The organism is Phosphitispora sp. TUW77, assembly GCF_048453025.1.
Lineage (GTDB): Bacteria > Bacillota > Thermincolia > Thermincolales > UBA2595 > Phosphitispora.
In genome coordinates this window covers 1,830,555-1,854,188 of the sequence record NZ_CP156677.1, presented here as the reverse complement: position 1 = coordinate 1,854,188, position 23,634 = coordinate 1,830,555, and the positions used below count along the sequence as shown (strand labels likewise).

Below are 23,634 nucleotides of genomic sequence, written 5' to 3'. Positions count from 1 at the left end.
CGTACCTCCTAATTGTGACTCTAAGTGTGATTTATTTAGCGCACATATTCCTGAGCCAAGCCGGTAAGTTTGATTCTTACAGGAACCACAAATGCATGGTTAAGCGGCTTTAATGAGCGTACTTCATAGGTTGTGGAAATATCAAGAGACACGGGGTCACCTCTCTGGACCGGTGGGGACTGGTTTTTGGGTGTGGCAAAATTAACTTTGACCTGATTGGGCGGCAGGCCCAATTTGTCCAGCATGTCATGAAAAAACGTTTGTGTGCCGCTATCCCAGCCGTTTTCTATTTTCATCAGGGTAATAGTCTCTGAGGCAGCTGTACGCAGTTTCTGGGAAGTGGCATAGATGCCCAGGAAGTCCACCCCCATATAGAGCACCATGGCGATTATCAGCATAGTGATAGGGAGAGTCAGGGGCGATTCACCAACCTGACTGCCCATTAGTTTGCGTAGCTTGTTATACAATTGACTCAATCCTTGATTGGACTGTCAGCCAAAATGGACCCAGCCACCCCGTGATAGCTCCGTGCAGCACCACTACAATAGCCACGGTCAGCAGTGTAGCCAGTATCCAGCCAACCATACCTTCACCGTTCTCATTTGTCATCAAATCTTTCAGGTATTGCCATAATAACTGGTTGTACATACATTAAATCCTCCTTCTAAATTAAGTACGCTCTCGGAAATTCGAGATGCTTTATGTTCAAGGCTTCACGCCTTGAACTTTTTTGTTTTTCCTCCAGAATAGGCACCGGAAATTTTCTGGAGACAACTAGATGATCCGGTTAATCTCACTGAACAGTTTCATGGTTGTAAGCCCTAAAGCAGCGATAGCGTGAAAAATCATGATTGCTTTCAGTAAAATTGTTTTTTCCGGTTTATTTCTGGTAAGTTCCTCCAGGGCCAGTCTCCTTAATTCCCTGATGTCCTGCTCTATGTTGATAAAGTAGTTTTCGGATTGTTCGTATCCTGTTTCGATGCCGACCTTTACAGCAGCTACAAACTTAACCATTACAGGCATTCCAAAGGTTGCGGCAAACTCATCAAGGGCCTGTGAAGGTTTCATTATCTGCATATCATTAATGAGCTTGTCCAGGATAGTGCTCAGGCGGGGCCCTGAATTTTCCTGCACAGTCCGTAATGCGGAGATGTAATCTTTTCCGCTCGCGAGGCTGATTCGCATTTTATCAATTAGCTCGGGAATATCCCTGATAATGTCATTTTGCCATTGATGGAAACGCTGTTTTACCTTTTTGGCCTGACCGAATATAATGGCGATGACGCCTAAGGGATAGAGCAGTATATAACCGGTAAACCCTGTTAGCAGTGGAATGGCAAAAAGTATGCTAGCAGCCAGGAGTGCGGTTAATATGTGGTCTGCATACACCCTCTCAGGACTTTTTTTCTCTCCCATGAGGATGAGCATTTTTTTAAGTTCATAGCCGAGGAGCTTTTCAATATTTGTAAATTTCCCCAAGCCTGACAAAAAATCGGATAACCAGGTTATTATCCTGCCGTCTTTCTTTCTCTGCAGGTCACGTTCACTTAGTACAATTTCACCGGCCTTCAAAATGGCGCGTCTGACCGTTCGGTCTTCGGCAGAGATGCGGGTGAGCAGGACCGCCGTAAAAATAAATACTATGACCGGCAATACATATGACCAGATAATTGCTATAACTTTCACCTTCCTTTCACCTCATTGGCAGGCCATGGGAGACTATAGTTCCTCAAGACTAAGACTGAGATATTCTTCCCCTTTGATAAGAACAAAAAGGGTGGACACCAGATAGGAAAACATCAGTATTTTACCGGGAATTGTATCAAGGTAGACATTGACATTTCCGGTGTTCATAAAAGAGAGAATTACCGGAAAAGCCCAGGATGCCAGGACTATATAAACAAGTTCCTTTTTCTTTTTGGCGCTGGTAATTTCCAACATGTCCACTGCCTTAATGTCATTTTCAATGGCTTCTACAGCCTTTTCCATGGCCAGCAGGGCTTCAGAGGAATACCCTTCATAATGGGCAATCAGAAGGGTTTCCGCTAAAATGTCAAATTTTCTTAAGGCTACCCTAGCCTTAAGGTTCTCCAATGCCTGGGGTATTCCCATTCCTACTCCGGTATCTTTGAGGAAATCTGCCGCCAGGGTCTTTACGGGTTCAGTAACATCATTTTGGATGATCTCAAATGCTTTTACGATACTATGGTGATCGACAAGTCTTGCCGTGAGAATGCGGCCAAAATCAGGGATGGATGTCAGCAGAGCTGCCTGCCGGCGTTTCCGGTATCTGTGTATCATTAAACGCGGCAGGTAATATCCCGCCAGGATTCCGGCCAGAATTATCAAGGGATTTTTAAATAATGCGGAGAGCAGTAATCCGGAGCCAACAGCAAATATCACAATTCCCCAGAATTCACGTGATGTTATATTCCATCCTGTTGTACCGACATAAGTGCTGACTTTGTGGTATCCCATCAGGTGGTTTAATTTACGGTTGATATTTAGTTTGTTGCTATTTAGAATAAATAGATAGTAAACCAGACATACCCAGCTTAGCGTCAGTAAAGGCGGCAGCAGCAGTATAATATTATCGCCTGCAAACATCTAATCACCTCTGGAAATATTTTCCCCTGTTATGATTGCGGTGGGTTAAGCCATTTGCTTATATTGGCTTCCGGGACCAGGTTGTTTCGCCATTTTTCTGCCAGAGTTGTTGAAATTTTGCCTGTTCTTTTGTGGACTCCGGTGACTTTGCCGTCTTTTTCACCGGTTTTTTGCCACCGGAAGAGTGAGTTGACTAATGGTTTTTTGGCTCCGTCATATCCTACCAGTTCACATATTTCGGTAATTATTCTCTGTGTCCTGATTTTTTGCTGGAATATAATCAGGTCTACATTGTCTGCCAATTGAGCGGCGATAACGTCATCATTGTATCCGTCACCGGCCAGTTGGACGATTCTGATAGCGGCATGGCGAGCCGAACTGCAGTGAATGGTCATATAAAGGGCGTGGCCTGTGTTCATGGCTTCATGGGCCTGTCTGGCAGCATCACTGAACCGGACTTCACCGATAATTATTTTAAAAGGGCGCATACGCAGACTTACACCTGTCAGTTTTGCAATATCATATCTTCTGCCGGGCTTTTCATGGAATTTAGTCTCCAGGGCCACTATGTTACGGTATTCCTGATAAGCCTTTTTGTGGTTGAGCATCATTTCCGGAGAATCTTCTATGGTGATTATCCGTTCGTGTTTGTCCAGATACAGGGGAAGCCTGATTAGGGTAGTTGTTTTACCCGAATTGGTGGAACCACCAATAATAATGTTGCTACCACCTGGAACAGCATCCTGTAAAAAGCTGATTATTTCAGGATTCAGGGCCCCGCCTTGAATCAAATGTTCATCTGTGAGGATATCCGGGGAGAACTTACGTATTGAAACTGCGGGCCCGTTACTGGAAATCCCTCCTTTATCCCGGCCCAGCACGGCACAGATTCGGAACCCTTCAAACTGGGAATCAATATGAGGTTCATTGGCTGTCAGGCTTTTACCCATTGGCAGGAGCATTTTATCAATTACCCTGTATAGGTGTTCTTCATCCCTGAAGGCCAGATCGGGGCGATATACTTCTTCGCCGTTTTTCTCTAAATAAATATCAAAAGGACCGTTAATTTCGATGTTTGACACAGATGGGTCATCAAGGGCAACCTGTACCGGCCCAAGGTAGATAATTTCATTTTGAAGGGCCTGGACCATTTTTTCCAATGGAATGCCCTGAATGTGCAGGTCATTATTTTCTCTGATATAATCAGCTATAATGAGCATTAATTCTTGACGGCTTTCCTTGGACATCAGGGATTTTGCAAAAAGATGTGAATAGTTTTCCCGCAGGTAGTACCTAACCTGGTCCGCGGCCTTGAAAAATGTTTCTGCTGAGGGGACGTCTTGCTCATGGGCAGGCTCTTGGGGAACCGGCCGGTGTTCATAAGGTTTAAACGGAACTAGAGTCATGTTATGACCACCTGTTTTCGATGTAGGACCGGGGATGGTTTCGCTTTTTCCGATACAGCCAGAGTTGACAATTTATCGATAGGAAGCACCGGACACTCCAGAACTTCCCTGATTTCGTTCAGGTACATGTCATTTAAGGCGGTAGCCGCAAAAGCATCGGAAGCAATATTATAACCTTCAATGAGCCGTTTTTTGTTTAACAGGGCCCAGGCAATGTCTGAAGGACGTTCTACTACCAGAACAATTGTATCTGCCAGCCTGAGCGAATAGAAGGTCATTGGTGATGCCAGTACTCCCTGGCAGTCAAAAATGACGACCTGGTAACCGCTTTTGCGGGCTTGGACAACACAAAATTCGGGAAACATTTCGAGTGTTTCGGGAGAACTGATTTTGTGAACCGCAGGGTGGTCCGGAAGAGCATAAGGATTAGCCGCAAGAAGGGCCAGATTATGCCCGGCATGGATACAAAAATCTATAGGGCTGCTTCCTTTCCGCTCATATTCGAGAAGAGCGGCGTCAACATGGCTGGTTCTGTTTATATGACCTGATTCAATGGCAAGGCGTGGGATTCCCAGACAGGGTAGCTCTATCAGAAATGTACTGATATATGTAGCTGTGTTTTTTGCTAAGGACAGGCTGAATACTGATGTGTTGTTTCCTCCCGGGCTCCATACTGCTATGGTTTGTTTTCTGATTTCCGGACTCGCATATGGTTTATTACGAAAAAACAAGAGTTATACACCTCCAAAGTACAAAATAACATAAACAGGATAAAAATGGAAAAACAGAATATATTTTTAATTATATACAATATTTGGTAAAAAGCGTGTCGAAAGGTGTCCGACTGATAAATAATTTTTTAAAATTATAAAAATAATTTTTACTAAGGTGTTTTGGAATGCTAAAATTATATTAAGCAGGGTCTGAATTGTCAGGAGGGATTTATAAGTGCTGTTAGTAATTTTAATAGTTTTTCCATTTATTTTTTTTCTTGGGGGCTCGTATTTTTTGGATTATCCAATGCCGCTCGGGATGCTTTATTCGCTCAATATTGCACTGATATCTGTGGTAATTTGGTTTGTAGCCAGCCAAATTATGAAAGTGCATACACAGAGACTTGAAATTATAGGCTCTGACCTTAGATTGTCAAGGAAACAGCTATACCTGTCTTTTCCGGTGATTAGGCTCACAGAGCTGGCACTGCCGTTGGAACATATCAAAGAAATCAGTTTACTGTCGACTCGTGCCGGGTATATGATGACTGTGCGTTTCGACCAAGAGGACAAGACTATGGGAGTAGATATTGACATTAACCCTTTGAGGGTAGAGAACCGTGATATCATTAACAGGGTCCTGGAACTCGTTAAGGGGGTTAAAACTGATGCTGAGACGCAAAAGACTCTTCTGGAATATGACAAAAAGCTGTTGTTATGGAAGACCAGTTACATGCTCTCGTTTTTTGTGATGGGCTTGGCGTTAATCATTTTTTTCTTTATCAGTCTTTATCTTGGCATGAGTCACTAAGTTAAGTATGAGGTGTTTAGCGTTGAAGGTAACCAGGGAGTTAGTTATTATACAATTGGAAAAGATGTTTGCAGGTGAGATATCCAGGGAGGATACCGGATGGTGGGCTTATGACCTGATATTGGAAGAAAACCTTGAATATGAACCTGGTTATGAACGATTGCTGGCTGATGTGCTAAGGTCTTTGCATTATTTTCACGATATTGAACAATATATGGCACAATTTTATCCTGAAACAGAAGAACTGCATTATTATCTGAAATGTCTCCGAGGAGAAGAATTTTACCAGAGGTCCAGGGTAATCCACTGGCACGTGTAGGTTCCGCTAGCATGTGCAGGTAACTATAGTATTTGGTTGAGAGTAAAGTATTTCGGGCGGTGATGGCAGAATGAGGGCATCCGATATTGGTCAGGTGATTTTTAAACTGCTTCATGAAACGGGCAAACCCGATACAATTCAATTGGTTCCCGGTCAGGTTATCAGTGTACAAGTCAAAGAAGTGAAGGGCAATACGGCCGTACTGTCATATCAGGGAAAGGAAATAACTGCCTGTCTGGAATCAGAAGTGCCTGAAGGAGTTAATATCAAATGCCTGGTTGAAGGTGAGAAAAACGGGCGGATTGTACTTAAGCTCCTTGACAGCAATAAGGGGAATACCGATTTTTTGAATAATGTCCTCAGGGGCCTGGGACTTAAAGATAATCAAGCTAACATTCGTCTGATTATGGAAATGATTAGACAGGAAATGCCCCTGATACCGGAGACAGCTAGAAAACTGGCGGCATTTGCAAGTTCGCAGGGTATTCCTGAAGGTGATATGAGGGTACTTGTATTTATGCAGCAAAACGGCATTCCGCTTAACAGGGATATGTATCAGTTTGCCAGGGAGCTCCTGGCAGATATTAAGTTTTTGTCAAATGAGATGCTTCAGATGTCGGCTTACAACCAGAAGCTGGCTGCGGAAGCCGGGCCTGAAACCCAACTGGTCAGGGTTGCGGAAACATTGCATCAGGTTCTCAGGAATTTGGTCCTGAATGATACAGATGGTCCGGAAACTATTGCAGCAAAGCTGATGGATATATTTTCCCTTCAAGCTGGTCGTCCTGGAAACTTATCGGTCAGTCAGCCGGGTTATCCGGAAGTTCGTTATCTGTTGCAACAGAATCAACAGGTTCCGCAGGCTGGAACAGCGCAAAGTATGGCACCTCAAACCGGGGCAGCTCAAACCGGGGCAGTGCCAAGCGAAGTACTGCCAAGCGAAGTGCTACTGTCAGGGACAACACAAAGTGGGTTGCCGCAGCCTGGGACAGCAGCAAGCGGCCCGTCGCAACCGGGGACAGCCTCAGCCGAAACGGCCTCAAGCGGGGCCGGTCAACCAGGAATGAAGCAAAACCCGGTGGTGCCCGGCACAGTGGAGCCAAGCCGAACCGCAGCAAGCAAAACCGCAGCAAGAGGAACCCCAGTAAGCGGAATGCCACAAGGTGGAACAGTGCCAACCGGAACTGGGACTAGCGCTTCACAAGGTGGAACAGTGCCAAGTGTGGTATCTGGGCCGGAGTTGGCTCCTGTTGAAATACCGGGGTTTGAGGCAGTACTGAAGGGATCACAGGCGGGGCAGCGGAGTCCTGAGGTTGTGCCAAATATTGTTCAACAGGACTCAATGGCAGGAAGTGAGCGGGTATATCCCCATATTATGGAGGCGCTCAAGGAGGCAGGTGATCAGGGTCAAAAAACGCTGATTACTTCACTGCTTGAAAAACTTACAGAGCTATTAGGGGATAAAGGCGGGCAAGAAAACAGTGAACTGCTGCAGCTTACCAAAAGCATTACCGACAGGCTGGATTTTATCAGGGATTTTAATAACAGAACAGATATGAACAGGGATAATACTCTGCTAATGTATTCCACAATTAACTTCGAGGATAAACAGGAACCCCTAAGATTGTTGATTAATTACCATTATGATAGGGAAAACCGGAAGCGTGATTTTTCTTCGTGCAGGGTGGAAGTTAAGCTAAATACTCACAGTATGGGTTTGGTCAGGTGTGAAATTCATGTTGCCGAACGAAATCTTACTATGTGGTTTGTGACTGAGGATGAAAAAACCTGTAACACTATAGAAAAATTAAAGGGTATTTTAGCCAAGAGGCTGGAGAACATGAAATATAATGTAAATATGCTGGACACTAAAGTTGAAAAGCAGGAATCGGATTTGTTTGTGCAGGAAGATAATGATATGTCAGGGATGTTTCAAGTTAACTTGAGGGTTTGAAAGCAAAGATGGGGGAGTTCTAAAGTGCCGGAAGACAGAGATAAAAAAGCCATAGCTCTGGGATATGACAAGGAAGCGATGACTGCGCCGCAAGTGCTGGCTGCCGGGCAGGGTTATATTGCCAAGAAAATACTTGAAATGGCAAAAGAAAATAATATCCCTGTGGAAAAGAATCCTGTTTTAGCTGAGGCTTTATCGTGTCTGGACCCAGGTGAGGAGATTCCGCCGGAACTTTACCAAGTGGTTGCTGAAGTACTTGTTTTTATTATGGAGACTGATAAGAGACATAAAAAAACATAAAAAAGGGCTGTTGACGATAACAGCCTTTTTTATGTTTTTCTAAAGTTTGTAATACTTATAAGTCCTCGTGCTCTTTAAGCATTTGAGATTCGATATTAATTGCTTCCATCTGTTCCTCCAGGTCTTTGGTTGCTACTGATATGAGCAGTTCCTTAACTTTGCCGGCCTGCTGGGCTCTATCTATGGTATCCCGGAAAACCTCTTCATCTTGTACTATAATAATGTTTCCGGCATCATCAATGATAGTTTTGGCCGCTTTCAGGCCCAGGATAGAATTGATTTCATCTTCGGTAAGAGGATTTTCCGGCTTGTTTTTGACAACATGCAGCCGGTTAACCCATTCTTCCTGAGATTTTTTGAGTAAAGATTTTTTTTCTATTAAAACTTCGCTTGTTTTGGAGATGAGTTCTTTACCTTTATCTGTCCCGGTTGTTGCAGCTGCTTTAATATTTTCACCGGCAGATTTGGAGATATCCACTGCTTTGGTGCGGGTTTTTTCCCACAATTTCTCAAAGTCATCCTTCCAGTGTTCCAGGTCTCCTTTCAATTGGTCGATGTCTTCCTTCCAATGATCAATATTATCAGTAAGGCCGGGTTCTTCTTTTTGAATTGTTTCAGTAACATTGTTTGCCGCTATGATGACATCTTTTCCTATATTTTCAATGCTCGATGCGGGAATACTGACTCGTCCCTTAAAAACTGTTTTAATTGTTCCACCAGTAAGAATGAATTTTTCAATTTTTCCTGTTGCAGTGTCAAAATAGAAATCATCAACTGTGCCGATTAAACGTCCTTCAGGAGTGATTATACGCATGTTATACATGTCACATTCTTCTGCTAGTTTCTTAAGCACAGGCAGACTGTCCAGCGTTATTACTTGACTGCCGCGGTCAATAGTTACGGCATATGAGCCAAATGATTTAACTGATTCGAACTCAAGGGCTTTTTCTCCCTTAAACCAGCCCTTGATACTGAGGGTTAGGCCTGCTACTCTACCGTCATCAGGATTTACAATAACCCGTGTAACACTGCCAAGTTCCTCTCCTTGAAGGGAAATTACGGGTTTGTTGATTAAACTCTGAGTTTTCATAAGCACAGAACTCTCACTCATTAGATGACCCCCTCTTTTTTCTTAATTTTACCATAAAGTATCTTTATTTAAAACTCTGAATTGTTGTTTATATCTATTAAATACAAGGGACCGTGTCATAAGTAATTACTACTTATGTGCATGGTCCCTGTCTTTGTGTCCTCCGATGCCAGTGCGGAAAACCAGTGCAATAACTCACTAGATTCCCGTCCATCAAAAAGGCAACATCCCAATTATGGTATATTTTTAGTGTGTTTCTACGTCCTGAGCTCCATGACTACGCAAAACTGAGGCCGCAGTGGAAACTTTATTGTCGTCTGTTTTAATTGCTGCAACAATATTGCCCTCTTTGAGTTTACCCTCATAATAGTTGCCGCGGTCTTCTGGAATCCCCCAGTCGGTTAAACCTCCAGCTATGCCACCAGTCGCAGCTCCAGAAAACAACCCTGCAATAGGGCCGGCAGCAATGACTGGGCCAAGGCCTGGGATTGCCATGGCACCGGCTCCTAGTGCCAGGCCGGCTATGCCTCCCAGCATTCCACCAGCGGCGGTTCCATCTGTTATAGAGTCACCGCCGTACATTTCCGAGTTTCTGTCAATGGCTGTTGTCCCACTTTCGTCTTTGGCAACTATCGAAATTTCATGTTCAAATCCCTTATTCCTTAGGTCAGACACAGCTTTTTCAGCCTGAGCCCGTGAGCTAAATGTACTAATAACTGTTTTCGACATGCTTTACCTCCTTGAACAGAAATAAATTACCTGTTTATTTTTTCATTTAATGTGTTTTAATATGCATTTTTTTGATCGTAAAAATATATTTATTTTTTTAGAAATTTTGCTATAATATTCTTATGCTGTGTTTAAGATAAATCCGGGGCATTGGGAGCACAATATTTTGTTGACATTAAGGAGGCAATTCATATGGAACTGTGGTATACAGAAAAACAAACAGAAAATCTCGGGTTAACCTGTAAGACAAATAACACTCTGCATGTTGAGCAGACGGAATTCCAAAGCATGGCAGTTATTAATACTGTACAGTTTGGAAGAATGCTGGTTCTTGACGGAATGGTCCAAACAACAATAGAAGATGAATTTGTATACCATGAAATGATAACACATGTTCCCCTAAATACACATCCCAACCCGCAAAATGTCCTGGTAATCGGTGGCGGTGACGGTGGGGCCATAAGGGAAGTTATCAAACATCCTGCTGTTAAAAAGGCTACTTTGGTGGAGATTGACCGTCGTGTTGTTGAGATTTCCCGTGAGTATTTTCCTGAAATCAGCTGTGGGCTTGATGACCCCAGAGTTACTGTAATTTATGATGATGGCATTAAACATGTGGCTGACCATAAAGATTACTATGATGTCATCATAGTTGATTCAACCGAACCGGTGGGACCTGCGGTAGAACTGTTTTCTTATAATTTTTATAAATCAATTTCCGAGTCGCTTAAGAAGGACGGTCTCTTTGTTGCTCAGACCGAGTCGCCGTTTTTCAATGCCAATATTATCTCTGAATGTTACCAGAAGATATCTGAGGTTTTCTCGATTACCAAGCTGTATCTAGCTAATGTGCCTACTTATCCCAGTGGCTTGTGGTCATTTACAATGGGTTCTAAGAAATATGACCCTGAGGCTGTTGATGTTTCTGCTGTGCCTGATTATCCCACAAGGTATTATACCCCAAAACTTCACCTGTCTTGTTTTGTTCTTCCGAAATTTGTGGCAGAGCTTATTGTGCCTTAATAAGAAGGATGATTAATAACAACTGTTTAAAAAAACTTCTGCAGCAAAAATTTTCATTTGACTTCTGACTAAAGATTGTGTATACTTATTTTTGTCGATGCGGACAAATGGGCGATTAGCTCAGCTGGGAGAGCGCCTGCCTTACAAGCAGGATGTCGGCAGTTCGATCCTGTCATCGCCCACCATATAATTCAGTTAATATTTTGCGGAGCAGTGGTCTAGCTGGTCTAGGATGCCGGCCTGTCACGCCGGAGGTCGCGGGTTCGATTCCCGTCTGCTCCGCCATTTAATTTGCCACGGTAGCTCAGTTGGTAGAGCAGAGGACTGAAAATCCTCGTGTCGGCGGTTCGATTCCGTCCCGTGGCACCATATGTTACAAATACTAGATTCTGTGGGTTTCCACAGAGTTTTTTGTTTTATAAGGCTCTCGTGTTATTAATGCATGCGTTTTAAGGCGCTTAACGTCACATGGTTTGGTGTATCTCTAAATTTTTTTATCGGTTTGTCTGTTTCTATAAAATTTTATAATAATAGCTAAAATTGTTATTTATTCTGTTATAATTAGTGATGTTATTTTTAATAAACTGTTTGGGAGGAGATAAATGATGAATTTGCGGAAAAGGTTTGGCTTATTAGTTGGTTTGATTATGATTATATCCATTATGCTAACCGGGTGTTCAGCATCAGACACTCAAGAAAAGGTTAGTTCTAAGGGTACAGTATCTGAAGAGACATGTGGTCAGATTTTATTTGCCGGTTCAACAACATTGGTTCCGGCAGTAACACAAATTACTAAAAATTTTATTGAAAAGAATCAAACTTGGGATAAGGTAGCTCCTGATTTCCCAAAAGAAAAAATTGAAGTATTTGTATCCGGCGGCGGTTCTGGGGCAGGAGTCAAAGCTATTATTGATGATTCAAGCACTTTTGGAATGGTTTCAAGAAATGTTAAAGATGAAGAAAAACAAGAAATCGATGGTTATCAAGAGTATAAATTAGGGATTGATGCTTTAACTATTTCCGTGAATCCGGAAAACAAAATCCATGAAATAAAGGATACTATAACAACTGAAGAATTAAGGAAAATATTTTCCGGAGAATGCAGGTATTGGGATGAGGTTGACAGCAGGCTCCCACATGATGAGATAGTTGTACTTACCAGAGATATTGGCGGAGGTGCCCATGAAGTATTCCAGAATACAATCATGGGGGAAACACAAGTAAGTAAAAATATTATCCAGGCACCTTCTATGGGGGCATTGGTTGCGAAAATCATGGAAAACAAAAATGCGGTGGGTTATGCTTCCGTTGGTGCAGTAAACCAAAATGAGGGTAAAATTGTTCCTCTGAATGTTGATGGAGTAGCTCCGACAGCAGAAAACATTTTAAGCGGGGAATACAAGATATCGCGTCCTCTGCTTATTATTGCCAGAAGTGGATTAAACAAATATGAACAGGCACTGGTAGATTATATTATTTCTGATGAAGGTTTAAAAGTTATTTCTGAACTCGGTTTTGTACCGGCAAGATAATTTGTTCATTTATGATTAGATTTGCATTGAAAAACCAGGGGCCAGGCCCCTGGTTTTTTCGACTAGGTGGTGGACTTTTGATGAAGTTAATTTATGGTGTGCTGGAAAACATCTTTTCAGCTGTCGTGAAAATTTTAAGTTTGTTTTCCATCTTAATGTTGGGGTTTATAGTGATTTTTATTGCAAAAGAAAGCATTCCCGTTTTTCAATATACCTCTTTCTATAACTTTATTTCCGGTTCAGAATGGAGGCCAATTTCATCAACCCCTCAATTCGGGATTTTACCTATGATTTTGGCATCACTTTATGTCTCGGGGATAGCTGTTTTAATTGCCCTTCCTTTAGGGACAGGTGTTGCTGTGTTTTTAAATATGGTTTTAAATATAAGATTAAGTAACAGTATCAGGCCGATTATAGATGTAATGGCTGGAATTCCGTCTGTTATCTACGGTTTTTTTGGCTTATTGGTAATAATAAAATTTTTTGAAACCAGCTTTTCTTTGGCTTCGGGGGAGTCTGTTTTAGCTGCAGGCATTATTTTGTCAATAATGGTACTTCCCTACATAATAGCAACTTGTGATGATTCAATGGCAAAAATAATTGCCAGCTATAAAATTTCTTCAGATGTATTAGGGGTTTCATCCTGGCATTTGGTGAAATACCTGATTTTACCCGGTTCTTTTAGAGCGATTATTTCAGCACTAATATTGGGATTAAGCCGGGCTATGGGAGAAACTTTAGCAGTTATGATGGTTATAGGAAACAGCCCTGTTTTCCCTGAAATCCTCGGTAAAGGGGAAACGATTCCGGCCCTTATTGCCCTGGAAATGAGTGGGGCACAGGTAGGCAGTAATCATTACCATGGGTTATTTGCGGCGGGTCTGGTATTAATGCTGATACTGCTGTTGATTAACTCTATTTTTTACTATCTGCAGGAAAAACTAGTTGGAAGGTAATATTTATGGGAAATTTTTCAATGAAAACAGGAAGACATTTATTAATAAAGTTTTGGTGTTTTTTCAGTGTTATAATTTTTCTTATATCTGTTATATCGATTATTGGATTTATCTTTATAAATGGTTACAGCTCTATTAGCTGGGGGTTTTTAACACAATCACTGGAAGGAATACCTTTGGGTTCAGAGGGAGGAATATTTCCCGCAATAATTGGAAGTGTTTATCTAGGGATTTTGGCAGTTATCTTTGCTTCAAGCCTTGCTTTGGCGACATCTTTATATATCGTGTTTTATGGTAAAAATGAGATGATCAAAAGCTTCATGAGGTTTACTATAAGCCTGATAGCAGGAATTCCTTCAATAATTCTGGGTCTGTTTGGATATAGCTTTTTGGTAGTTAGTTTAAGATTTAACATCTCTCTTTTTACAGGGGGAATTGTGTTGGGTGTGATGATTTTTCCTTTTATAGAAGTGAGGTTTGAAAAAGCTTTTCTAGAGGTGAGCAGAGAGCTGTGGGAAGCATCTTGCGCGATGGGAGTAAATAAAGTCTATACTATTTTAAAGCTTATAATTCCTGTTTGCTTTAAGAATATAATGTCAATTGTGTCACTTGCCGGAAGTTTCGCAATGGGAGCTGCCGCACCAATATTGTTCAGTGGTGGAGTTTTTTATGCTCCGGTATCTGATAGCATTTTTTCTCCTGTGATGGCTTTGCCGTTACATTTATATATTTTGATTGGAGAGGGTATTTCACTGGAAAATGCATATGGGACTGCAGTGGTTCTTGTTTTAATACTTCTGGTTTTAAATACCTGTGCTATATTGCTTGGCTTATGGAAGGGGAAAAAATAATGTCAGATTATATTCTTGAAATAGAACAATTAAATGTTGGCTTTAAAGACAAAAAGGTGCTTAAAAATATTAATGCTAAATTTAAAAGGAATACTATAAGTGCAATTATCGGACCTTCGGGCTGTGGGAAATCTACGTTACTGAAAACAATTAACACAATTATTCTTGAAGTCCAAGAAGCATTTGTTAGTGGTCAAATATTATTTGATGGCAGAAACCTAAAGCAAATTAAGCCTGAGACTGTAAGGGAAAAGATAGGCATGGTATTTCAAAGTCCTACCCCATTTCCGATGTCAATACAGAAAAACTTAGAGTATGCTCTAAAGTATTATGGGGTAAAAAGGAAAGACAGAGAAGAGATAATTATTGAAAAATTGAAGGTGACAGGATTATATGAAGAGGTAAAGAACTCACTTCATGAGAGTGCTCTGAAGCTTTCGGGCGGTCAGCAGCAAAGACTTTGTATTGCCAGGGCATTAACTATTGAGCCTGATATGATTTTATTAGATGAACCCTGTTCTGCTCTGGATTTAAAAAACATAATGAATATTGAAAGCTTATTATTGCAGTTGAAAAAAAAATACACAATTATTATAGTTACCCATAATTTATCACAGGCCAAGAGAATAGCTGATGAAACGATGTTTATGCTTGATGGAGAAGTAATTGAATTCGGAGAGACAGGTCAGATATTTGATAATGCATCTGACCGGCGCACAAGGGACTATGTGTCAGGGTCCTTTGGGTAAAAGGCTGCCGGAGACTTCCGGCAACCAATTGGCATGCATCATGATACAAAGGTTGTTATTTGTTTTTTGATTTGGCATCAGCAACTTCCATTTTGGCTTCCTGAGCCAATTGTTTCATTTTTTCAAGGTTGCTGAATTCAGCGCCAAATTCCTGGTTGGATTTAAGTTGATCAGCGAGGTTATCAAGCTCCATTAGTTTGCTTTCCGCATTATTGAGTTTCTTTTCTACATCTTGATTTTTCATTTTATCTCCTCCTAAAAATATTTTTTGTTGCACTCTTATACTGTTCCCGATAATAAAAATAATATTCTGCATGTTTTTTAGGGTTTTTGGCCTTATATGATGCTATGAATAATGCAGGGTGTTTCAGGAAATATTGTTAATGAAATATACTAATGGTTAGGAGGTTATATTATATGTCTTTAATTCCCTACCATCCTTTTCGTCAGCTTGAAAATATGCGAAGGGAACTAGATCGTTTTTTTTCCGATGATTTGCCTAGTTTAAAGGGCTTGAGACAGAACTTTGGAGCTCCATGTGTTGATGTTTATGAAACGGAAAATGAAGTTGTGGCAACATGTGATATTCCGGGTTTGGAGAAGAAACAGGATGTACAGATTCATATTGATAACAATGTGCTGTCCATCAGTGGAACTGTAAACAGAGTGAATGAAATCAAAGACGAACATATGCACAGGCAAGAACGTTTTACAGGTCGTTTTCAGCGGTCTATTGCTTTGCCAGCCAGCGTATCTTCTGAAGATGTTAAAGCGAACTATAAAAATGGGGTTCTTGAGATACACATGCTTAAGCTGCATCAAGACAATAGGAGAATGATTGATATTGAGTTTCATTAGAATATGAAAAAATTAGTTAGGGGCTGCTTTTATTAAAAGGCAGTCTCTTTAATCATTAGTTTCCTTTATATACCGGCAAAATCTGTTTGACAATGAATTTTGTTTCTGTTAGAATTATTTTTGTCGGCAGTGCAGGGTTGATATTGCACGACATAGCACAATGACAAATATAATATGCGGAAGTAGCTCAGTGGTAGAGCATCGCCTTGCCAAGGCGAGGGTCGCGGGTTCGAATCCCGTCTTCCGCTCCATAGTAAGTTGGCAGCACCTTTGTTAAGACAGAGGTGTTTTTTGATGATTAGCAGTAACCGGGATGAGAAACCCGCGACCCTGGGGTCGCAGGGGTCGCATTTGCCACGGATGGCAAGCATAAACTGAAGTAAATAAAGGAATAGTGATATTGAATAAAGAATAGAAAGCCAGCGGGAAAAGCGGAATACTGGTACGAAACAGAAAGAGTGGCAAATATGGGTATTTATAATGAAGATGCTTTAAGAATACTGGAACAGAGGTATCTTTTAAAAAACGCGGCCGGTGAGGCAATTGAATCCCCTGAGGATATGCTGTACAGGGTATCTAAGACTGCAGCTGCCGTGGAAAAGGACCGGGCATACTGGGAAGATACTTTTTTCAACGTGATGGCAGGCCATCGATTTCTCCCCAACAGTCCTACTCTGGCAAATGCCGGACTATCCAGGGGGCAGCTTAGTGCATGTTTTGTGCTTCCTATTTCCGACAGTCTGGAAGGTATTTTTGAGACAATGAAAAAGGCAGCCCTTGTCCATAAAACTGGTGGCGGGACAGGTTTTTCATTCTCGCCTGTCCGTCCCAAGGGAGATATTGTCACATCTACAGGTGGAGTGGCATCAGGACCGGTTTCTTTTATTAAGGCATTTAATTGTGTCACAGATGCAGTGAAACAGGGAGGAATGCGCCGTGGGGCAAACATGGCCATACTGGATTACTGGCATCCGGATATCCTGGAATTTATTAATATGAAGGCAGAAGAGAATGTCCTGACAAATTTTAATATTTCAGTTGGTGTTGATACTAGGTTTATGAACCAGGTTATTAATGGAGGCGACATTGATCAGATAAACCCGCGCACCAGTAAGAGTAATGGCACAACCATATCTGCAGCGGTGCTGTTTGATGCAATGACTTATGCTGCCTGGGCCAATGGAGAACCGGGGATACTATTTTTAGACAATATCAATAAGGCTAACACGGTTCCGGGGTGTGGTCTAATGAATGCTACAAATCCGTGTGGTGAACAGCCTCTTTTGGATTATGAAAGCTGTAACCTTGGGAGCCTTAACCTGACAGCATACCTTAATAAGGCAGGGGAGAGATATCAGGAAAGGATAAACTGGAGCCTGCTGGCTGAGGATATAGCTGCTGCAGTGCGCTTTTTGGACAATATTATTGATGTGAACAAGTACATTTTCCCTGAAATTGAAGAGATTACAAAAGGCAATCGGAAGATAGGCCTTGGGGTGATGGGTTTTGCCGATATGCTGATTGATCTAGGGATACCATATGCTTCAGAAGAAGCCCTTGAGCTGATTGAGGTCCTGATGAGGTTTATCAGAATGAAAGCAATGGAGACAAGTGTGGCACTGGGACGTGAGAAGGAACCGTTTCCTAATATTGATAAAAGTATTTATAGGGGGGAGACGATACGTAATGCCACCGTGACTACGATTGCACCCACAGGAACCATTTCAATGCTGGCCGGAACGTCCAGTGGGATTGAGCCGTTGTTTGGTCTCAGCTTTTTTAAGGAAGTCCTTGAAGGCAGGAGGGTTTATATTTCCAGCAGGAGCTTTGAGGAGATGGCCAGAAAGCGTGGTTTCTGGTCAAATGACCTGATGCAGGAGCTGGCCCATAAAGGGAGCCTTGAAAGAATAGCAGGTATTCCGGAACATGTGCGCAAGGTATATGCTACAGCATTTGAGATATCTCCGCAGTGGCATATAAAGGTCCAGGCGGCTTTTCAGAAGCATGTAGATAATGCGGTTTCCAAGACGATTAATTTTCCTGCCCGGGCGGCTGTTGAGGATATCAGGTCAGCATATATTATGGCCTGGAAATCCGGTCTTAAAGGGCTGACAATATACAGGAACGGTTCACGGTCAAACCAGGTATTAAGATTTGATTCTGAAGATGGGAATAAAGCTATTTCTCCTGCAGGGTGCTATACCTGCCCGGAATAAGGTGTGCTTATTTACCACTGGTGCCAGTCAATTTCAGTAATAACCTAGTTGACTTGATATTTTGTTTATGTTAATATATTAGATGTCACTGGGACAGATAAAACAAATAAAGGGGATTTTTTTTTACGAGGCGGCATGGCCAAGTGGCTAAGGCAGAGGACTGCAAATCCTTTATCCCCAGTTCGAATCTGGGTGCCGCCTCCAATTTATGTTTAAAATTAGTCATGCCCGAGTGGCGGAACTGGCAGACGCACAGGACTTAAAATCCTGCGAGGCTTAACCCTCGTACCGGTTCGACCCCGGTCTCGGGCACCACTTGAAATCAAGCCTTGACGGGCTTTTTTTATTTTTTGCCATGGTTCAAGTATTTTTTAAATAGTTTATAATTAACATTAAACATTAAAAGGAATGTTAAGGTAAATATAGAAAAAATAGAATAAACTGGCATTAGGCGGGGGGATGCAAATTGGTTGGGTGTTTGGTAAGTTATAGAGGCTTATATTTTTTAGGTATAATATTGTTATCATATTCTGTGATTATGGTTTTATGCAAATTTGATTTTTCAAGGAAAACTAGAATACACATAAAAAGAATTTATTATTCGTTATATGTAATTTGTGCAGCATTTTTACTTACTAACCTTGATAATGCCAGAATACAAACATTGGGAGTCAATAAACTTGGTTTGGCTCCGGAATTATGGTTTATTATTGTGTTATTTCTAATAGCATTTATAATTGATCTATTAGTTGTTTCGGCGGTTGAATTTAAAGAAATTAATTTCTTTGGGAATAAGATGATGCCTCAGATAGAGGACATGTCTGATCAGCTGAGTGAGCAAGTTAGTTTAACAGATGAATTGGAAAAGAAAATACGGGCCATGTACAAATTATATCAAGATTTAAAACACTTTACTCAACCAATAAGAGATAAAATTGACAACTCAGAGGCCGTAGATATTATTGAAGAATTTGAAAAGTTCCTAAAATACTATTTTGATGCTCAGGAAGATTGGGCGATAGAAGTTAAAATATTTGAAGAAGGTGAAATTGATGAATCAAATGAATTTGGAATTATAGGAAATGAATTCCAAAAATGCCGGCGTCAGCTAGTTGCAATGAAGTCTTATCTATATATTAAAGGCATTGCAAGTTATATGTTCATCCCTTATGAAAGTGCTTTACTTGATTACAATAAAATTTTGGTGGTTATTTATTCAAAGGAAAAGGTGTTGATTGGGGTTGAACAGTTCCTGATCATAGTTCTCTTACAACAGTTTGAAGAACAAATACTTATTTAAAATGAATACTTATTTAAAATAATTGATAAAATATGGTATCTGTATTATAATAAAAAAGGGTGGTGATTGCTATGAGAATCATCAAAAAAGAGCAAGTTTCAAAGGCGAAGAATAAATTTCAAAAAGATGGCGGCATTCGAACCTTTAATGTTGAATTACCTAGTGACTTTTTAGATAGAGTTACAATTACTAATCAGAAAAGTAAAGTTTTAGTTAGAGAAATTGAGGAAAGAAAAAGAGCCTAATCAGGCTCTTTTTTCAATAATAATAATAAACATATTTGTTCATCCTATTCTTAGGTGTTTCATAACTTATTTATTAGGGGTGATGAATATGGCTGCAATTACTAGAGAAACTGTTGAAAGAGTAAAGAATCGTTACTTAAAGGAATTAGGACTAAGAAAGCCTAGAATTGATTATAACATAATTTTGAATGACCGCTTAGAACTTGCTAAAGCTAAAAGTCTGAAAATAATAGATTATATAAAATTTTCACCTTTTCATTACATGTGGCAGTGACTTTATGATAAGAAACGCCAGAGCAGCTGCCATAATGGCAAGTATTCCTGGAAGCAGCCAATTGTGCTGTTCACTTTCAGGAACAGGGGCAGCTTTATATGATGGGTTATCTTTCGGGTTCGTGATGTGCCATACCGGGGGACTGGCAGCCATTATTTTCTTAGATAAATTGACCAGGTCATATTTGGGAGCATTTGCTGATTTGTTTGATAGGTAAAGGCGAAATGAATCTTTCTTCTGACACGGAAATAAAACATAGTCTGGGGTATAACTGCCCTTTACCTCCGATATTTTTAGGGGAGGGTTGTCGCCATTGCTGATTAAAACTTCAAAGTAAGGGTATCCCTGAGAATCAATCGGGAGTATAAGATTAGGCTGTTTGGACTGGGGCAGGCTCAACATTTCCAGTTTCCCTTCACCCGCGAATACCCAGTTCTCTTTGTCCTGACTAACGAAAACACTAACATCACGGCTGAAGTCTGCCGGTTCAACTACGGAAAATTCCAGACTGTGAAGTTTCAGGTTATTAAAACCGCTGGTCAAAATAATTGATTCTGCTTTGGATTTTTTTATGGTTTTTAGGCTGACTACTTGCAGCTTTATGCTTCGTTCTACGGCTTTTTGCTGGTTTTTGAACAGAATATCAACACCTTCAATACTTACAGGGTCTCCGGCCCCGGTCAGGGTAATCCTAAGGAAGCGGTAATTTGTCTGGCTATAATTAACACCGGTTCTGCGAAAACCGTCGCCGTAAGCGGTTACATCAGCTATTGTTCCTGATGAATCAAGCTGGACCCAATCAACCCCGTCATCTGAACCCTCAATAGCAGCTTGTTTGATAAAGTCTTTGTCAGCGGTCCGAATCTCCAGGTGATTATGCAGGCCTGCATTTTCACCGAGGAATACTGTAGCAGTAGATTTTGTTTTATTGACACCCCGGTTAATCACCGCTACAGGAGATTTTTGCACGATTGTCTGTCCGTAACTTACAACATCATACGGCAGTTCTTCTATCCTGCCGTCTTTCAGAGCTGCTGCCCGCAAATCGCGGAGGTCGGAGGAGGCCAGGCTGTAAATGGCAGGAGTTAGCTCTATCAATGCATAACCCTTCGCGGTATCCCCCTGTTCAATTAAACAGTACTTTTGCCACATATCAGGGGCAAATGCTGCCTCAACCGAAGCTGTTGCAGCTGCTTCAACAGGAGCTGCCATTGTGGAATATATTGTTGTGGCAAGAATTGCCGCCGTTAAAATCATATTAAGAAATATCAGGCTGCGGCATTTCATTATTATTTTACCCCTTTCTGTTCATTTGGTTCGTTTGCGGACATTATCCGGTTCCTGTATTTCTGGTAAAGGAAGGATACAACCACTAGCAGGCCGCCGAGAACAATGAATGATACTATCCTGTAGATAGTATCAAGGTTGGCCAGGTCAAATAAGAATACTTTAAAAATAGTTACTCCAAAGATAATAATAGACATGTATCTGAGAGGGCTTCTTTTCCAGATGAAGCCGGCTGCCATCAGGCCAATAGCATATAGGGTCCAAACAACAGATAACGTCATTTGGACAGCTTTATCTATATTGTTTTTCAGACCAATAATTTCTCCCCAGGCATGATAAAAACCATATACTTCCAGGCTTAAATAAATCATAACAATCATGTTTGCTATAACTGCAGCTCCTACTGACAAAGGTTTCAGAACATCTTGAGATAATCCTTGATAGCCTATGAGTTTTTTACTGGTATACAGAGCTGTAATAACTCCGGCAAGGTAAGGAATTCCGCGAACATTTAAAACGGGCAGGAGCTGTATGTTTGAGTACAAATAAAACTTTGTTTGACTTCCAATCAGTAAAAAAAATCCAATAGCAAACAAACCAATACTGACAATATGGGGTTCGAATAAGCGGTTCCGGGAACCAAACCAAGTTAACAATATACTTGCCGCAAACCAGATTATCGCTGTAACCGAAACTTGTATTTCGTTGGCAGTAACTGTCTGGCTAAATTTATTTAAGTAGTTTCCACAAAAATAAAATGTTTCCAGACTTAGATAGATAGCTGAAAAAATGACCCCCAGTACAGTAAGCCATATCCAGTTTGTTTTTTCCCATGAAGCAATGTTCTTTATGTTACGGTAATATAACCGGGACATAATAAAGCTTGCTGCAATGCAGCTCAAAAAGGGAATCATATTTAAATTAAAAATTGGATAGAAGAGCTTGCTCTCGTGGTACCAATACGTATATACTGATGAATCGGCAGGGAGGCGTAAGAGCGCTATAGCCAGCACGCAAAGAGAAAACATTCTCACAATATGACTTTTGTTAAAAATCCCAAGCCAGAGCAAGACGGCTGCTTCGACAGCCCAGGCTGCCGTAATCCATTTTCCATCAAGTTGAATAGGCATAGTGATTGTTATTAAAACTATTGAAAGGCCCCACAGGCTGATAACAAGAAAACGGTCCTCTCTGTTTCTTATCCAGGCCAAATAACCCAGTATAAAATAGAAGAGAGCCATTAGAAAAGGAAGAAGACCCATATAGTCGTTATAATCCTGTTTTAGGTTAAAGAAACTCAGAGCGAAAAAGACAACCGCATTGGCAATTATAAGGACAAGGTCATCATTTCTTGTCTGGACGCGGTTTATGAAATTATAAAAGACCGCTGCCAATGCGAATATCACAAAAAATATGGTGTAAAAAATCTGATTTATCCAGATGTGATTTACAGAATCAGGGGACGAAGCCCAAATAACAGAAATTAAAAAGGTCAAAACAAAACTTATTATATTGATTATGCGCCAGTTTTTGTAAGCGGCCAGGGTTAAGATGCCGCAGTTCAGAAAAACAATGTATGTGAATAAGCCTACCTCGTTAGGTGTACCTGTATTCAAGAAAAAAGGTGTCAGGAAGCCGCCGACAATGCCCAGCAATGCTGTAGCAAACGAGTTATATCGAATCGACAGCAGGACAGCCGCCGTGGTTATTAAAATCATAATACCATAAGCTATGGTCTGACCAAGCAAGTGGTAAAATGAAAATGCCGCAAATATCGAAAAATAAAGAGAGGCAATTCCGCCTCCGGTCAGTCCTTGGGAGAAAATTTTGTATTTTCTGCGTTGGCCATATTCTCCTGCTGCCAACAAAAGTATTCCGGCCACGATACCTATAACAACACGTCCTGTTGGTCCAATCCAATTGTTATCAAAGGAGTATTTAAGAAAAAAGCCTAAACCAAATATGAATGCAACTATTCCTATCCGGTTCAGCAGGGTTCCCCCAATTTTTAATTCTGTAAGCTCAGCAGTTAATCCATCTGTCATTTTCAGTCTTTTTACCAAGTTTGGCATTGCCGAATGTTGAATAGTTTTAGGAGATTTCGGCGCCTTTATAGTTTCGGTACGGTTCTCAAGGGCAGAAACACGGTGCAGCAAACTTTTGTTTTCATTCTCAAGGGATTGAACCCGTTCTTCAAGATTAAGTAATTTTTTATCTCGGGTATCCATATTACGCCCCCTTATAATAGCTTAGTGATGCAATTGTTTAAAGTTAATTATAGCAGAAACAGTTCTTCAAGTATATGTAAGGTATAAACCTTTTTCTATGTGTTATAAGAACATAAATCTATCTTCTTCTGTTTTCATCGACAATAATCCACTTCTTATAATCGACACTGTTTTCACGACTCATCA

25 protein-coding genes and 6 tRNA genes are annotated in these 23,634 nt (G+C 41.0%); 20 read left to right on the top strand and 11 right to left on the bottom strand.

From position 1 onward, the window contains the following. Positions 1–35: 35 nt before the first annotated feature. The 6 genes from ABFY19_RS08890 to ABFY19_RS08865 form a co-directional block, all read right to left on the bottom strand. Positions 36–467: a DUF4320 family protein gene (locus tag ABFY19_RS08890; RefSeq protein WP_418790313.1), complete on the bottom strand. Its 432-nt coding sequence runs from the start codon at positions 465–467 to the stop codon at positions 36–38. Then, complete coding sequence (locus ABFY19_RS08885; RefSeq protein WP_418790312.1) at positions 460–648, bottom strand: hypothetical protein; 189 nt, start codon at positions 646–648, stop codon at positions 460–462. Before ABFY19_RS08885 ends, ABFY19_RS08890 begins: the two co-directional genes overlap by 8 nt. Positions 649–774: 126 nt before the next feature. Next, complete coding sequence (locus ABFY19_RS08880) at positions 775–1,686, bottom strand: hypothetical protein (protein WP_418790311.1); 912 nt, start codon at positions 1,684–1,686, stop codon at positions 775–777. Between the two features lie 33 nt (positions 1,687–1,719). Then, positions 1,720–2,607 carry a type II secretion system F family protein gene (locus ABFY19_RS08875; protein WP_418790310.1) on the bottom strand — a complete coding sequence of 296 codons (888 nt, stop codon included), beginning with the start codon at positions 2,605–2,607 and terminating at the stop codon, positions 1,720–1,722. A 29-nt stretch (positions 2,608–2,636) separates the two neighbouring features. Further along, positions 2,637–4,013 carry a CpaF family protein gene (locus ABFY19_RS08870; RefSeq protein ID WP_418790309.1) on the bottom strand — a complete coding sequence of 459 codons (1,377 nt, stop codon included), beginning with the start codon at positions 4,011–4,013 and terminating at the stop codon, positions 2,637–2,639. After that, entirely contained in the window at positions 4,010–4,744 is a 735-nt protein-coding gene (locus ABFY19_RS08865; protein ID WP_418790308.1) for a hypothetical protein, read from the bottom strand. The genes ABFY19_RS08870 and ABFY19_RS08865 overlap by 4 nt, the downstream gene beginning before the upstream one ends. Positions 4,745–4,961: 217 nt before the next feature. Here ABFY19_RS08865 and ABFY19_RS08860 point away from each other — a divergent pair, with 217 nt between their 5' ends. The 4 genes from ABFY19_RS08860 to ABFY19_RS08845 all read left to right on the top strand — a co-directional run bounded on the left by ABFY19_RS08860 (position 4,962) and on the right by ABFY19_RS08845 (position 8,110). Next, positions 4,962–5,537: a hypothetical protein gene (locus ABFY19_RS08860; RefSeq protein ID WP_418790307.1), complete on the top strand. Its 576-nt coding sequence runs from the start codon at positions 4,962–4,964 to the stop codon at positions 5,535–5,537. Between the two features lie 22 nt (positions 5,538–5,559). Beyond that, on the top strand, positions 5,560–5,856 hold the full coding sequence (locus ABFY19_RS08855) for a hypothetical protein (RefSeq protein WP_418790306.1): 297 nt from the start codon (positions 5,560–5,562) through the stop codon (positions 5,854–5,856). 70 nt (positions 5,857–5,926) lie between these two features. Beyond that, positions 5,927–7,810, top strand: a complete 1,884-nt coding sequence (locus tag ABFY19_RS08850) for a hypothetical protein (protein ID WP_418790305.1) — start codon at positions 5,927–5,929, stop codon at positions 7,808–7,810. A 78-nt stretch (positions 7,811–7,888) separates the two neighbouring features. Further along, entirely contained in the window at positions 7,889–8,110 is a 222-nt protein-coding gene (locus ABFY19_RS08845) for an EscU/YscU/HrcU family type III secretion system export apparatus switch protein (protein WP_418792569.1), read from the top strand. A gap of 55 nt (positions 8,111–8,165) precedes the next feature. Here ABFY19_RS08845 and ABFY19_RS08840 read toward each other — a convergent pair whose 3' ends face one another. Beyond that, positions 8,166–9,221, bottom strand: coding sequence for a PRC-barrel domain-containing protein (locus ABFY19_RS08840; protein WP_418790304.1), 1,056 nt, complete (start codon positions 9,219–9,221; stop codon positions 8,166–8,168). 225 nt (positions 9,222–9,446) lie between these two features. Continuing rightward, complete coding sequence (locus ABFY19_RS08835) at positions 9,447–9,929, bottom strand: general stress protein (protein ID WP_418790303.1); 483 nt, start codon at positions 9,927–9,929, stop codon at positions 9,447–9,449. 192 nt (positions 9,930–10,121) lie between these two features. Here ABFY19_RS08835 and speE point away from each other — a divergent pair, with 192 nt between their 5' ends. The 8 genes from speE to ABFY19_RS08795 all read left to right on the top strand — a co-directional run bounded on the left by speE (position 10,122) and on the right by ABFY19_RS08795 (position 15,040). After that, complete coding sequence (gene speE / locus ABFY19_RS08830; RefSeq protein ID WP_418790302.1) at positions 10,122–10,952, top strand: polyamine aminopropyltransferase; 831 nt, start codon at positions 10,122–10,124, stop codon at positions 10,950–10,952. 109 nt (positions 10,953–11,061) lie between these two features. Next, positions 11,062–11,137: transfer RNA gene (locus ABFY19_RS08825), tRNA-Val, on the top strand. A gap of 22 nt (positions 11,138–11,159) precedes the next feature. Further along, positions 11,160–11,237, top strand: a tRNA-Asp gene (locus tag ABFY19_RS08820). An 8-nt stretch (positions 11,238–11,245) separates the two neighbouring features. After that, positions 11,246–11,321: transfer RNA gene (locus ABFY19_RS08815), tRNA-Phe, on the top strand. 233 nt (positions 11,322–11,554) lie between these two features. Further along, positions 11,555–12,484, top strand: a complete 930-nt coding sequence (locus tag ABFY19_RS08810; protein WP_418790301.1) for a phosphate ABC transporter substrate-binding protein — start codon at positions 11,555–11,557, stop codon at positions 12,482–12,484. 80 nt (positions 12,485–12,564) lie between these two features. Beyond that, positions 12,565–13,440 carry a phosphate ABC transporter permease subunit PstC gene (pstC, locus tag ABFY19_RS08805; protein WP_418792568.1) on the top strand — a complete coding sequence of 292 codons (876 nt, stop codon included), beginning with the start codon at positions 12,565–12,567 and terminating at the stop codon, positions 13,438–13,440. Positions 13,441–13,616: 176 nt separating this feature from the next. Further along, positions 13,617–14,291 carry a PstA family ABC transporter permease gene (locus tag ABFY19_RS08800; protein WP_418790300.1) on the top strand — a complete coding sequence of 225 codons (675 nt, stop codon included), beginning with the start codon at positions 13,617–13,619 and terminating at the stop codon, positions 14,289–14,291. Then, complete coding sequence (locus ABFY19_RS08795) at positions 14,291–15,040, top strand: phosphate ABC transporter ATP-binding protein (RefSeq protein ID WP_418790299.1); 750 nt, start codon at positions 14,291–14,293, stop codon at positions 15,038–15,040. Before ABFY19_RS08800 ends, ABFY19_RS08795 begins: the two co-directional genes overlap by 1 nt. 55 nt (positions 15,041–15,095) lie before the next feature. Here the strand turns inward: ABFY19_RS08795 and ABFY19_RS08790 are convergent, their stop codons facing one another. Then, entirely contained in the window at positions 15,096–15,284 is a 189-nt protein-coding gene (locus ABFY19_RS08790) for a hypothetical protein (RefSeq protein ID WP_418790298.1), read from the bottom strand. Between the two features lie 173 nt (positions 15,285–15,457). On the opposite strand from ABFY19_RS08790, the gene ABFY19_RS08785 reads away from it, so the two are divergent. From ABFY19_RS08785 to ABFY19_RS08750, 8 genes are all read left to right on the top strand, one after another. Beyond that, a complete protein-coding gene (locus ABFY19_RS08785; protein WP_418790297.1) occupies positions 15,458–15,898 on the top strand; it encodes an Hsp20/alpha crystallin family protein in 441 nt (146 codons plus the stop codon). A 176-nt stretch (positions 15,899–16,074) separates the two neighbouring features. Next, positions 16,075–16,149: transfer RNA gene (locus ABFY19_RS08780), tRNA-Gly, on the top strand. Between the two features lie 216 nt (positions 16,150–16,365). After that, positions 16,366–18,114 (top strand): adenosylcobalamin-dependent ribonucleoside-diphosphate reductase, encoded by a 1,749-nt coding sequence (locus tag ABFY19_RS08775; protein ID WP_418790296.1) that lies wholly within the window; start codon positions 16,366–16,368, stop codon positions 18,112–18,114. A gap of 129 nt (positions 18,115–18,243) precedes the next feature. Continuing rightward, a tRNA-Cys gene (locus ABFY19_RS08770) sits at positions 18,244–18,318 on the top strand. A gap of 22 nt (positions 18,319–18,340) precedes the next feature. Further along, positions 18,341–18,429 (top strand) — tRNA-Leu (locus tag ABFY19_RS08765). Positions 18,430–18,580: 151 nt separating this feature from the next. After that, positions 18,581–19,414, top strand: a complete 834-nt coding sequence (locus tag ABFY19_RS08760) for a hypothetical protein (protein WP_418790295.1) — start codon at positions 18,581–18,583, stop codon at positions 19,412–19,414. Between the two features lie 71 nt (positions 19,415–19,485). Continuing rightward, the gene (locus ABFY19_RS08755; RefSeq protein ID WP_418790294.1) at positions 19,486–19,659 is read left to right on the top strand and encodes a hypothetical protein; all 174 of its coding nucleotides are present in this window, start codon (positions 19,486–19,488) and stop codon (positions 19,657–19,659) included. 88 nt (positions 19,660–19,747) lie between these two features. Continuing rightward, positions 19,748–19,933: a hypothetical protein gene (locus tag ABFY19_RS08750; protein WP_418790293.1), complete on the top strand. Its 186-nt coding sequence runs from the start codon at positions 19,748–19,750 to the stop codon at positions 19,931–19,933. On the opposite strand, the gene ABFY19_RS08745 is transcribed toward ABFY19_RS08750, so the two are convergent. Together ABFY19_RS08745 and ABFY19_RS08740 are read right to left on the bottom strand one after the other, a co-directional pair. Beyond that, on the bottom strand, positions 19,907–21,220 hold the full coding sequence (locus ABFY19_RS08745) for a DUF3999 family protein (RefSeq protein ID WP_418790292.1): 1,314 nt from the start codon (positions 21,218–21,220) through the stop codon (positions 19,907–19,909). The two genes, ABFY19_RS08750 and ABFY19_RS08745, sit on opposite strands and share 27 nt — an antisense overlap. A 2-nt stretch (positions 21,221–21,222) precedes the next feature. Continuing rightward, positions 21,223–23,448 carry a DUF2339 domain-containing protein gene (locus ABFY19_RS08740; protein ID WP_418790291.1) on the bottom strand — a complete coding sequence of 742 codons (2,226 nt, stop codon included), beginning with the start codon at positions 23,446–23,448 and terminating at the stop codon, positions 21,223–21,225. Between the last annotated feature and the right edge of the window lie 186 nt (positions 23,449–23,634).